Source organism: Variovorax sp. 20P10.2.4 (genome assembly GCF_058244205.1).
In genome coordinates this window covers 1-11,874 of sequence record NZ_JBZAYE010000191.1, presented here as the reverse complement: position 1 = coordinate 11,874, position 11,874 = coordinate 1, and the positions used below count along the sequence as shown (strand labels likewise).

The following is an 11,874-nucleotide window of genomic DNA, read 5'->3' as shown; positions in this document are numbered from 1 at the left end:
CGGCGGGCTTGGTCGAGGGCAGGAAGGTCGGCTTGTTGCCGTTGAAGACCTGCCATTGGTCCCACAGCAGCACCAGCGAGAACCCAAAAATCACCCACAGGATCGTGCGGCGGATATCGTTCATGACGAAGACTTCTTGTCGGAGGAGAGAAGAGACGAAAACAGCGAGCCTGACCGGTTCGTGCGACGCTGTGATTTCGGTGGGACCGGATCGTGCCCGCCCTGGCACCAGGGCTGGCAGCGCGCGATGCGGTGCAGCGTGAGGTAGCTGCCCTTGAGTGCGCCGTGCACCTCGAGCGCCTCGATCGAATAGACCGAACAGGTCGGCTCGAAACGGCACGACTGCCCGAGCCAGGGGCTCAGCAGCAGGCGGTAGCCTTTGACGAGGCCGATCAGCAGGCGTTTCATGGAGAAGACCGTGCGGGTGGCGCGGCAGGCGCGCGCGCCGGTGCCGGGCGCGCGGCGCGCTCCAGCAACAGTTCGAGTTCGGCCCGCACGGCTCGCTTGAGCCGCTCGGACGAGGCGCTCACGAATTCCTTGCGGTCGAAGGCGGCTTTCAGGCGAACCACGTGCGCCGCGCGCGGCAATCCCGCGTGGGGCAGGGCGCTCACGCTGTAGATCTGGCGCTTGATCGCATTGCGCGTGACCGCGCGGCGCGCCCAGCGCTTGGGCACCATGGCACCCAGCCAGACGTCGTCGGACGCAAAAAGCTGCGCGCTCGATTCGGAATCGAGCGCGCAGCGATGCAATGCGAAATGGGCAGTGCGGGCCACGGTGGCACCTGCGAGAACGGCCTGGAATTGCGCGCGGGTCTTGAGCCGCTGCATGGAAGCCGGACTGGACACGCCGCTGGCGCGAGCCGTCGAAGCTGGCCCCGGCGTTCCTGCTGCTGGCAACTGCCGTGGGTCGGGCGTCAGACGGCCAGGCGCTTGCGGCCCTTGGCGCGGCGTGCGTTGATGACGGCACGGCCGCCACGGGTCTTCATGCGGACCAGGAAGCCGTGGGTACGGGCGCGGCGGACTTTGGATGCTTGGTAGGTGCGTTTCATGATGAGATTTCCTGATTCCCCTGTTTCTTCGGCATTTCCGCGCGGTCATCGGGCCATGGGGGAATCCATGGGCTCGACGGGCGAGGAATGCGCGAAAGGCGCTGGGTGCGGTTGGTTCCGGCTTCGTTGTTGGCTGGGCCGGTGATTTCGGTCGGACCCCGAAAGACGCAAAGAGGTTTTCAGGGAAACCCGCAATTATCGCAAACATTCGGCCGCACAACAATCTTCGAGCGACTTTGCGGGCCTTTCGTCGGCCGCCCGGGGTATGTGGATAAGGTTTTGACAAGTTAGAATGCGCGGCGCCTTCCAGCAGAGAATATCCACAATACAAACAGCAAAAAATGGCAGAGGGAACCATCCAAAATCCGAGCACCCATGTCGACTGACGGCGTCGGCGAAAGCCTCTGGCAGGCCTGCGTCGATCAGCTCGCGCAGGAGCTGTCCGAGCAACAGTTCAACACCTGGATCAAGCCCCTCACCGCCGAGGTCGCCGACGACCTCTCGCGCATGACGGTGTTCGTCGCCAACCGCTTCAAGCTCGACTGGATCCGGGCCCAGTACGCCGGCAAGATCGCCGGCATGGCCGAGAAGATCTACGGCCAGCCCGTGGTCGTCGAGTTAGCGCTTGCTCCTCGGGAAATCCCCGTGCGTGCTGCACCCGTGGCGGTCATGACCGAAACCGACGTGCCACGCGACGTGGCCGGCCCGGGCGAGGAACCGCCGGCCGCCGGCTTCAAGAACCGCCTCAATTCGGGCCTCACCTTCGACACCCTGGTCGAGGGCACGGCCAACCGCATGGCGCGCGCCGCGGCGATGCACGTGGCCGGCATGCCGGGCCATCTGTACAACCCGCTTTTCATCTACGGCGGCGTGGGGCTGGGCAAGACCCACCTGATGCACGCGGTGGGCAACCGGCTGCTGGCCGACCGGGTCGATTCCAAAGTTCTCTACATCCACGCCGAGCAGTTCGTCTCGGATGTGGTCAAGGCCTATCAGCGCAAGACCTTCGACGAGTTCAAGGAGCGCTACCACTCGCTCGATCTGCTGCTGATCGACGACGTGCAGTTCTTCGCCAACAAGGACCGCACGCAGGAAGAATTCTTCAACGCCTTCGAAGCCCTGCTGGCCAAGAAGTCGCACATCGTGATGACCAGCGACACCTATCCCAAGGGCCTCGCGGACATCCACGAGCGGCTGGTCTCGCGCTTCGATTCGGGCCTCACGGTGGCGATCGAGCCGCCCGAGCTCGAGATGCGCGTGGCGATCCTGATCAACAAGGCCCGCGTCGAGGGCGCCGAGATGCCCGAGGAAGTCGCCTTCTTCGTGGCCAAGAACGTGCGCTCCAACGTGCGCGAGCTCGAGGGCGCGCTGCGCAAGATCCTGGCCTATTCGCGCTTCAACCAGAAGGAGATCTCGATCGCCCTGGCGCGCGAGGCGCTGCGTGACCTGCTGTCGATCCAGAACCGGCAGATCTCGGTGGAAAACATCCAGAAGACGGTGGCCGACTACTACAAGATCAAGGTCGCCGACATGTACAGCAAGAAGCGCCCGGCCTCGATCGCGCGGCCGCGGCAGATCGCGATGTACCTGGCCAAGGAGCTGACGCAGAAGAGCCTGCCCGAGATCGGCGAGCTGTTCGGCGGACGCGACCACACGACCGTGCTGCACGCGGTGCGCAAGATTTCGGGCGAGCGCCAGCAGCTCACCGAGCTCAACCAGCAGCTTCACGTGCTCGAGCAGACGCTCAAGGGTTGAAACTGAAAACCAAAGTCAACCAGGCCGGACGCCGCGACAGCGGAGAATGGCGGTCTGTGCGGGGCGGTGGGGCCCTGATCGACCAAGCTGATTCAAAGAGATAAGAGAAGAGGTAGAAGACATGATCGTCCTGAAGGCAACACAAGACAAAGTCCTCGCCGCGCTGCAGTCGGTGGCGGGCATCGTGGAACGGCGACATACCCTGCCGATCCTCGCCAACGTGCTGATCCGCAAGACCGGCGGCCAGATCCAGCTGACCACCAGCGACCTCGAGATCCAGATCCGCACCACCGCCGAGCTTGGCGGCGACGAAGGCAACTTCACCACCACCATCGGCGCGCGCAAGCTGATCGACATCCTGCGCACCATGCCGTCCGACCAGACCGTGAGCCTCGAGTCGAGCGCGAGCAAGCTGGTGCTCAAGGGCGGCAAGAGCCGCTTCACGCTGCAGTCGCTGCCCGCGGAAGACTTCCCGCTGGTGCAGGAAGCCGCCAACTTCGGCCCGGTGTTCAGCGTGCCGCAGAAGACGCTGAAGGACCTGCTCTCGCAGGTCTCGTTCGCGATGGCCGTGCACGACATCCGCTACTACCTCAACGGCATCCTGTTCGTCGCCGAGGGCAAGCAGCTGAGCCTGGTCGCCACCGACGGCCACCGCCTCGCGTTCTCCTCGGCCACGCTCGACGTGGAAGTGCCGCGCCAGGAAGTGATCCTGCCGCGCAAGACCGTGCTCGAGATGCAGCGCCTGCTGTCCGACGCCGAAGGCGCGATCGAGATGCAGTTCGCCAACAACCAGGCCAAGTTCAGCTTCGGCGGCATGGAGTTCGTCACCAAGCTGGTCGAGGGCAAGTTCCCCGACTACAACCGCGTGATCCCGAAGAACCACAAGAACTCGGTCACGCTGGGCCGCGCGCCACTGCTGGCCAGCCTGCAGCGCACCGCGATCCTGACCAGCGAGAAGTTCAAGGGCGTGCGCCTGAACATCGAGCCGGGCACCTTGCGCATCGCCTCGAACAACGCCGAGCAGGAAGAAGCGCAGGACGAGCTCGACATCGACTACGGCGGCGACGCCATCGAGATCGGCTTCAACGTCACCTACCTGATCGACGCGCTGGCCAACATGGGCCAGGACATGGTGAAGCTGGACCTGGCCGATTCCAACAGCTCCGCGCTGTTGACCATCCCCGACAACGCGTCCTTCAAGTACGTCGTGATGCCGATGCGGATCTAGTCACCCCGCATCGTCGCAGCGCCCTGGCGCACACAGCCCGCGGTTCGCCCCCGCGGGTTTGCGCTTTCAAGAGGCCTGAAAAACCGGGTGCCCGCGAGTCCGTGGACCCCGTGAATCCGTGAGAGATAGAGGAATATCCGAATGAGCGCAGAAGAGAACAAGCCGGAAGTGCCGCACACCGAACCGGTCTACACACCCGAGATCGACAACGCGGTGCCGATCGAGGTCACGCCCGACACCTCCTATGGCGAAGGCTCGATCACGATCCTCGAAGGCCTCGAGGCCGTTCGCAAGCGCCCCGGCATGTACATCGGCGACACCTCCGACGGCACCGGCCTGCACCACCTGGTGTTCGAAGTCGTCGACAACTCCATCGACGAAGCGCTCGCCGGCCACTGCGACGACATCGTCGTCACCATCCATTCCGACAACTCGATCTCGGTGACCGACAACGGCCGCGGCATCCCGACCGGCGTGAAGATGGACGACAAGCACGAGCCCAAGCGCTCGGCCGCCGAGATCGCGCTGACCGAGCTGCACGCGGGCGGCAAGTTCAACCAGAACAGCTACAAGGTCTCGGGCGGCCTGCACGGCGTGGGCGTGAGTTGCGTGAACGCGCTGAGCGTGATGCTGCGCCTGGTGGTGCGGCGCGAAGGCAAGATCCACGAGCTCGAGTTCAGCCGCGGCTTCGTGCAGAACCGCCTGCTCGAAACCGTGAACGGCTTCGAGGTCTCGCCGATGAAGATCATCGGCGACACCGACAAGCGCGGCACCGAAGTCCACTTCCTGCCCGACACGGAAATCTTCAAGGAGAACAACGATTTCCACTACGAGATCCTCTCCAAGCGCCTGCGCGAGCTGAGCTTCCTGAACAACGGCGTGCGCATCCGCCTGAAGGACGAACGCACCGGCAAGGAAGACGACTTCTCGGGCGCCGGCGGCGTGCGCGGCTTCGTCGAGTTCATCAACAAGGGCAAGACCGTCCTGCACCCGAACTCGTTCTACGCCGAGGGCGAGAAGCCGGCCGACACCTACGGCGGCATCCCCGGCACGCACATCGGCGTCGAGGTCGCGATGCAGTGGAACAGCGGCTACAACGAGCAGGTGCTCTGCTTCACCAACAACATCCCGCAGCGCGACGGCGGCACCCATCTCACGGGCCTGCGCGCCGCGATGACCCGCGTCATCAACAAGTACATCGAAGAGAACGAGTTCGCCAAGAAGGCCAAGGTCGAGGTCACCGGCGACGACATGCGCGAAGGCCTGTGCTGCGTGCTGAGCGTGAAGGTGCCCGAGCCCAAGTTCTCGAGCCAGACCAAGGACAAGCTGGTGTCCAGCGAAGTGCGCGCGCCGGTGGAGGACATCGTGGGCCGCCTGCTGACCGACTACCTGCAGGAACGCCCGAACGACGCCAAGATCATCTGCGGCAAGATCGTCGAGGCCGCCCGAGCCCGCGAAGCCGCGCGCAAGGCGCGCGAGATGACGCGCCGCAAGGGCGTGCTCGACGGCATGGGGCTGCCGGGCAAGCTGGCCGACTGCCAGGAGAAGGACCCGGCGCTGTGCGAGGTCTACCTGGTGGAGGGCGACTCCGCCGGCGGTTCCGCCAAGCAGGGCCGCGACCGGAAGTTCCAGGCCATCCTGCCGCTGCGCGGCAAGATCCTGAACGTCGAGAAGGCGCGCTACGAGAAGCTGCTGACCAGCAACGAAATCCTCACGATGATCACCGCCCTGGGCACCGGCATCGGCCGTGCCGGCGCGACCACCGCGGGCGGCGGCGCCGACGACTTCAACGTCGCCAAGCTGCGCTACCACCGCATCATCATCATGACCGACGCCGACGTGGACGGCGCCCACATCCGCACGCTGCTGCTGACCTTCTTCTACCGCCAGATGCCCGAGCTGGTCGAACGCGGCCACATCTACATCGCGCAGCCGCCGCTGTACAAGGTCAAGGTCGGCAAGGAAGAGCAATACCTGAAGGACGGCAATGCGCTCGACGCCTTCCTGCTCAAGGTCGCGCTGAAGGACGCCAGCATCGAGACCGGCGGCGCCACCTCCCACACGCTCAGCGGCGACACGCTGGCCGAGCTGGCGCGCAAGCACCAGGTGGCCGAGGCCGTGATCCACCGGCTGCGCAACTTCATGGACGCCGAGGCCCTGCGCGCCATCGCCGACGGCGTGGCGCTCGACCTCGACACCACGCCCGCGGCCGAGGCCTCGGCCGTGGCACTGCAGGCCAAGCTGCGCGAGCTCAACACCACCGGCGTGCCGGCCGAGGTCAGCAACGAGTTCGACGCCCGCACCGACAAGCCGCTGCTGCGCATCAGCCGCCGCCACCACGGCAACATCAAGAGCAGCGTGATCACGCAGGACTTCGTGCATGGCGCCGATTACGCCGCGCTGTCCGGCGCCGCCGACACCTTCCGCAACCTGCTGAGCCCCGAGGGCGCCGTGGTGCGCCGCGGCGAGGGCGAGCGCGCCAAGGAAGAGAAGGTGTTCGATTTCCGCCAGGCCATGCTGTGGCTCATCGGCGAGGCCGAGCGCGCCACTGCGCGCCAGCGCTACAAGGGCCTGGGCGAGATGAACCCCGAGCAGCTGTGGGAAACCACCATGGATCCGACCGTGCGGCGCCTGCTGCGCGTGCAGATCGACGACGCGATCGAGGCCGACCGCGTGTTCACGATGCTGATGGGCGACGAAGTCGAGCCGCGCCGCGAGTTCATCGAGCAGAACGCGTTGCGGGCGGCGAACATCGACGTCTGAGTCGATTTCCGCCCTCACCGTCACGCCGCCGTGGTTCGCACCCGGCGGCGTTTTTCATGGGGCGCACGATCGCCGCGCCCACCGCCTTCGCACCATTCCCATGCCGCTTCGCGGCGGAGTGCGCGCACGCAACGCAGGCCCCTCGCGGCCGGACCCAAGGGTTTGTCTGAGGGTAGATCGCCACACAGGCTGTAAACGCTTGTCACAAGCCCGTCACCAGCTATTAAAACAATAGCGTTCAAAGCCTCGGCGAGGATCGTTCCTCGTAAACGCTATATCTAGCCCGAGTCTTGCTAAGCAAAATCCTCGACGAATTCCGCGTCACCCTGATCGAGGACATCGAAGCAATGAAATCCATGCGTCTCCGCCGGTCCCTGGCCGTCCTTGCAACGTGCGGCACGGCCGGCATCCTCGGCGCGACCCTTCCGGCCCACGCTGCCCCGAATCCGCCCATCCAGACCGCCCAGGGCGTCGAATACATGTGCGGCGGCACCAACAAGGACGAAGCTGCATTCATGCAGATGGTCGCGCCGCGCTGGGCCGCCACGATCGAACTGGGCATCAACGGCAGCCCCGCGCAGCGCGCGAGCTTCCCGGCCCGCGCCAAGGTCGAAGTGCGCGAGCGCTACACCGGCCGAGCGATCATGGAAGCGTTGTCGCAGGGCCCGTACATGCTCGCGCGGCTCGACCCGGGCGCCTACGACGTCAACGTCACGCTCGGCGGCCTCACGTTGACGCAGCCGCTGGTGGTGTTCGCGGGCATCCCGTCGAAGGCGACCTTCATGTGGCCGTCGAACTTCGACATGGCCTCGGTGCTGCCGCCGCAGCCCGAAACGCAGGCGATGGCGCAGACCAGCGCCGCGCGCTGAGGCGCCAAGCCGCTTCCACGGCCGGCGGCCACCCGCCGCGTCGTTTCGTTAAGTCCTGTCTAAGCCGTGCGCCGCACAGTGGCGCCGTGGTTTTCCGCCACGAGAGCATGGAAAGAAAGGACTGATCATGACCCCCCGGATTTCACCGCGCGCGCGGCCGCTGGCCGCCGCCCTGCTGTGCGGCGCCCTCGCGTTCGGCGCGCTCGCCACCTCCGCGCAAGCCGCGTTCAACCCGCCGATCCGCATGTCGCACGGCATCGAATACATGAGCGGCGGCATCGGCAGCGACGAGGCGAAGCTGATGGAAACGGTCTTGCCGCGCTGGCCGGCGAGCTTCGAATTCGCGATCAAGGACCACCAGGGCGCGGACTTCGCGGCCGACGTGCACGTCACGGTGCGCGATGGCCGCGGCGTGGCGCTGCTCGACAACGTGGTGGCGGGCGGACCGTTCATGGTGGCGCGCCTCGAGCCCGGCAGCTACCAGGTCGAGGCCACGCTGCGCGGCCAGACGCTCAAGCAGCCGCTGCAGGTGGTGTTTGGCACGCCCACCAAGGCCACCTTCCTCTGGCCGGCGGGCACCGACATGGCCGCCGTCGGCACGCGCGCGGTGCAGTAAGCGCACGAAGGCACGGCGGCATGGACGCCGGGTGCAGGCGCTCACGTCGCCGCCCGCACCCCGGCACCCGTCATCCCGGCATGCTGCGCTACTGAAAAAATAGCGTGGCGGCGACTTGAATGCACGGCATGCGCCTTGCAGATGACGTGTCCCGGGCAGTGCCCGAACCCATTGCCCCGATGCCGATCCGTCCCCTGAGCGTGTTGACCGCGCTCCTGCATGCCTACATCGCCCTGCGTCTGCTGCCCGCGGCCGCGGGGCTCACGCCGGCCTGGCCGATCGGCCTGCTGGCGCTGGTGGTGTCGGCGCTGACCATTCCGCTGCCCTTCCTGTCTCGGCATGCGCCGCGCAAGAAGCCGCTGCACGCCGTATTGCAATGGACCGGCCTGCTGAGCATGGGCTGGTTCTCGTCGCTGTTCGTGCTGACGCTGGTGCGCGACGCCGGCCTGCTGCTGACCTGGGTCGCGCAGCGCGTGGCCGGCCTCGCGGTGCCGTGGGACACGCTGCGGCCCTGGAGCGCGCTGGCGGTGTTCGCGCTGGCCACGCTCGTCTCGCTGATCGGCTTCGTCAATGCGCGCCGCACCGCGGACGTGAAGCACGTCGACGTGCCGATCCGCGGCCTGCCGGCCGCGCTCAAGGGCTTCACGATCGTGCAGCTCAGCGACATCCACGTCGGCCCGACCATCCGCAACAGCTACATCCAGCGCATCGTCGACGCGGTGAACCGGCTCGGCGCCGACGCGATCGCGATCACCGGCGACCTGGTCGACGGCACCGTGCCCGAACTGCGCGAGCACATCGCGCCGCTGGCCGGGCTGCGCGCGCGCCATGGCACCTTCGTGGTGACCGGCAACCACGAGTACTACGCGGGCGCCCATGCCTGGATCGACGAACTGCGCCGCCTCGGGCTGCAGGTGCTGCTCAACGAGCACGTGGTGCTGCAGACGCGCAACGTGCGCGGCGCGCAGAACGACGAGGAAACCTTCGAGAGCCAGCTGGTGCTGGCCGGGGTGACCGACTACACGGCAGGCCACTTCGACGCCTCGCACGAGAGCGATCCGCAGCGCGCGCTCGACGACGCGCCGCCGCTGGTGCACACGCGCGTGCTGCTCGCCCACCAGCCGCGCAGCGCGCCGAAGGCGGCCGCGGCCGGCTTCCAGCTGCAGCTCTCGGGCCACACGCACGGCGGCCAGTTCTTCCCGTGGAACCTGTTCGTGCCGATGCAGCAGCCTTTCACCGCGGGCCTGCACCGGCTGCAGGACATGTGGATCTACGTGAGCCGCGGCACCGGCTACTGGGGCCCGCCCAAGCGCTTCGGCGCCCCGTCCGAGATCACGCTGCTGACGCTGATGCCGGCGCGCGGCTGAGCGAGGCTCAGCTTGCGGCCTGCGCGCCGAGCCGCCGCGCGTTGGCGGTGGCCACCGCGTGGATCGGCTTCAATCCTTCGCTCGCGATGCGCGCCGTGCTGTTCGGCCAGCGCTGGGCCGCGTTCGCGGCGCGCGAGGCCGCGCGGATCAGCGCATCGCCATGCTCGGCCGCCTGCGCCGGCGTGACGCTGCCGGCCAGTGACAGGAAGGCCGCGGCGCCATGCAGGCACTGCTGGCAGATGCGGCTCGCGAGACCGATCTGGCTGCTGTGCCATTGCCGCGCCATCGCGAAACCCGAGGCATGCGCGGCCTCGAGCTTCTCGTCGCCCATGCGCCGGAATTCGACCAGGTCGTCGGCACTCGGCGCGAGCCCCGCCTGCGCGATGCGCTCGGTGCGCAGGCGGATCACGGTGCCCGACGACAGCAGCATCTCCTGCGTCTTGAGCGCGAGCTCGGTCCATTCGCGCAGCGGCCACAGCGGCCATGACGAAACGCTGAAGGAGGGAAGGGAAGAAGTGGACGACATCGTGAGAGCGGCGTAATGCCTGCGAGGGAGATCGGCCCACTATAGGCCTGCCGCGTGGCGAATGCTGCAGTGCAACAAGAACCTGAGCGCATTCCGTGGCGTTTTGCAGCTTTGGTGATGAAGTCCTACTTCTCGACGTGGAAATCGCGTAGCGGCACGACACGAAACTGAACGCAAAGTGAATATGACCTTCAGTTTTCATCATTCGCTTTAGCGATCCGGATCATGAGATTCAACGCTTCCACCCCGCTTCGTGCCGCCGCGCTGGCCGGACTGCTGGGCTTGCTGGGCAGCAGCGCCCACGCCTTCGAGGACAGCCAGCGCGGCTTCTACGTGGAAGGCGGACGCGCGCCCCACGGCCAGATGGGCAGCACCAATGCCTTCACCATCGGGATGACGCTGCCGTGGTCACCGCGACAGCCGGTGCAGGAAGGCGCGCTCACCACCTACTGGGACGTCTTCCTCAGCGACTGGCACGCGCCCGCGCTCGACGACGGTCGGCGCGACTACGTGCAGATTGGCGCCATCTACACCTGGCGCTGGCGCTTCGCGCACGGCAGCTCGCCCTGGTACGTCGAAGGCGGCGTGGGCGGCAGCGTGATGGACCATGTCTACCGGACGCCCGACCGCAGCTTCAGCACCGCGTTCCAGTTCACCGAGGTGCTCGGCGTGGGCCGCAGCTTCGGCGAGCATGGGGAACACGACCTGTCGCTGCGCGTGCAGCATTTCTCCAACGGCGGCATCAAGAAGCCCAACCCCGGCGAGAACTTCGTGCGGGTGCGCTACACCTATCACTTCTGATGCGCGATCCGGGCCCGGCGCCCGCGCCGCGCGCGCAGTTCGGTCGCGAAGTAGGCCAGCGTGGCCACCACCAGCGGCAGCAGGTAGTAGAGGCCGCGGTAGGCGAGCAGCGCGGCCAGCAACTGCGCCTCAGCCACCTGGTGCGCGAGCAGCGCGACGAACACCGCTTCCAGCACGCCGAGCCCCGCCGGCACGTGCGTGATCACGCCGGCCACCGCGGCCACCAGCAGCACGGCCAGCACCTGCGGATAGGCGACCTGGCCCTGCAGCAGCAGCCAGATCACGCCACCGATCAGCGACCAGTTGGTGCACGACAGCAGGAACTGCAGCAGCGCCATGCGCAGGGTCGGCGTGCGCAGCTCGTGCCCGCGCACATGCCAGCGCTTCTCATGCGCGAAGGCGCACACCAGCAGATAGATTGCGGCCAGCACCAGCAACGCCGCGCCCAGCAGCCGCAACTCCTCGCCATCCACCTTCCACGCGGGCGGCAGACCCAGTGGCCAGAAGAAGAAGGCTGCGCCGGCCACCACCAGGTAGCCGATCCAGTTGGTGAGCATGCTGAAGCCCAGCACGCGCGTGATGGTGTCGTTGCGCAGTCCCAGCCGCGAATAGAGCCGGTAGCGGAAGGCCACGCCGCCGACCAGCGAACCGAGGTTGAGGTTGAAGGCGTAGCTGATGAAGGTCACGCCCATGACCGTGCCGGCACGCAAGGGGTGGCCGGTGAGGTGGCGACCCAGCAGGTCGTAGGTGCTGTAGAGCGCGAAGCTGCAGGCCGCGAGCAGGCCGGCGCCGAGCAGCGTGACGAGCGGCAGCGCGGCGATCGCGTCGCCGACCTCGTGCCAGTCGATGGAACGCGCCTGGCTCACGAGCAGCCAGGCCACGAGCGCGAAGAAGCCCCACA

Annotated in this window: 12 protein-coding genes; 7 read left to right on the top strand and 5 right to left on the bottom strand. The window is 66.8% G+C overall.

The window, feature by feature from the left end; genetic code table 11:
* Positions 1-120: 120 nt before the first annotated feature.
* The 3 genes from yidD to rpmH form a co-directional block, all read right to left on the bottom strand.
* Complete coding sequence (gene yidD, locus AC27VN_RS18810; protein WP_093343592.1) at positions 121-408, bottom strand: membrane protein insertion efficiency factor YidD; 288 nt, start codon at positions 406-408, stop codon at positions 121-123.
* Entirely contained in the window at positions 405-827 is a 423-nt protein-coding gene (locus AC27VN_RS18805) for a ribonuclease P protein component (RefSeq protein ID WP_093343593.1), read from the bottom strand. The genes yidD and AC27VN_RS18805 overlap by 4 nt, the downstream gene beginning before the upstream one ends.
* An 86-nt stretch (positions 828-913) precedes the next feature.
* Complete coding sequence (rpmH, locus tag AC27VN_RS18800) at positions 914-1,048, bottom strand: 50S ribosomal protein L34 (RefSeq protein WP_007834827.1); 135 nt, start codon at positions 1,046-1,048, stop codon at positions 914-916.
* A 375-nt stretch (positions 1,049-1,423) separates the two neighbouring features.
* Here rpmH and dnaA point away from each other — a divergent pair, with 375 nt between their 5' ends.
* From dnaA to AC27VN_RS18770, 6 genes are all read left to right on the top strand, one after another.
* On the top strand, positions 1,424-2,803 hold the full coding sequence (dnaA, locus tag AC27VN_RS18795; RefSeq protein WP_093343595.1) for a chromosomal replication initiator protein DnaA: 1,380 nt from the start codon (positions 1,424-1,426) through the stop codon (positions 2,801-2,803).
* A gap of 121 nt (positions 2,804-2,924) precedes the next feature.
* Positions 2,925-4,031 (top strand): DNA polymerase III subunit beta, encoded by a 1,107-nt coding sequence (gene dnaN, locus AC27VN_RS18790; RefSeq protein ID WP_093343596.1) that lies wholly within the window; start codon positions 2,925-2,927, stop codon positions 4,029-4,031.
* 141 nt (positions 4,032-4,172) lie between these two features.
* Entirely contained in the window at positions 4,173-6,794 is a 2,622-nt protein-coding gene (gene gyrB / locus AC27VN_RS18785) for a DNA topoisomerase (ATP-hydrolyzing) subunit B (RefSeq protein WP_490877493.1), read from the top strand.
* 356 nt (positions 6,795-7,150) lie between these two features.
* On the top strand, positions 7,151-7,663 hold the full coding sequence (locus AC27VN_RS18780; protein WP_490877492.1) for a hypothetical protein: 513 nt from the start codon (positions 7,151-7,153) through the stop codon (positions 7,661-7,663).
* A gap of 127 nt (positions 7,664-7,790) precedes the next feature.
* Positions 7,791-8,279: a hypothetical protein gene (locus tag AC27VN_RS18775; protein ID WP_490877491.1), complete on the top strand. Its 489-nt coding sequence runs from the start codon at positions 7,791-7,793 to the stop codon at positions 8,277-8,279.
* Between the two features lie 119 nt (positions 8,280-8,398).
* A complete protein-coding gene (locus AC27VN_RS18770) occupies positions 8,399-9,646 on the top strand; it encodes a metallophosphoesterase (protein ID WP_093343601.1) in 1,248 nt (415 codons plus the stop codon).
* 7 nt (positions 9,647-9,653) lie between these two features.
* Here AC27VN_RS18770 and AC27VN_RS18765 read toward each other — a convergent pair whose 3' ends face one another.
* Positions 9,654-10,172, bottom strand: a complete 519-nt coding sequence (locus AC27VN_RS18765; protein ID WP_490877490.1) for a polyhydroxyalkanoate granule-associated phasin — start codon at positions 10,170-10,172, stop codon at positions 9,654-9,656.
* A gap of 225 nt (positions 10,173-10,397) precedes the next feature.
* On the opposite strand from AC27VN_RS18765, the gene AC27VN_RS18760 reads away from it, so the two are divergent.
* Positions 10,398-10,973, top strand: coding sequence for an acyloxyacyl hydrolase (locus tag AC27VN_RS18760; protein WP_490877489.1), 576 nt, complete (start codon positions 10,398-10,400; stop codon positions 10,971-10,973).
* Here the strand turns inward: AC27VN_RS18760 and AC27VN_RS18755 are convergent.
* On the bottom strand, positions 10,964-11,874 hold a 911-nt coding region (locus tag AC27VN_RS18755; protein ID WP_490877488.1), incomplete at its 5' end, for a lysylphosphatidylglycerol synthase domain-containing protein. The genes AC27VN_RS18760 and AC27VN_RS18755 overlap by 10 nt on opposite strands.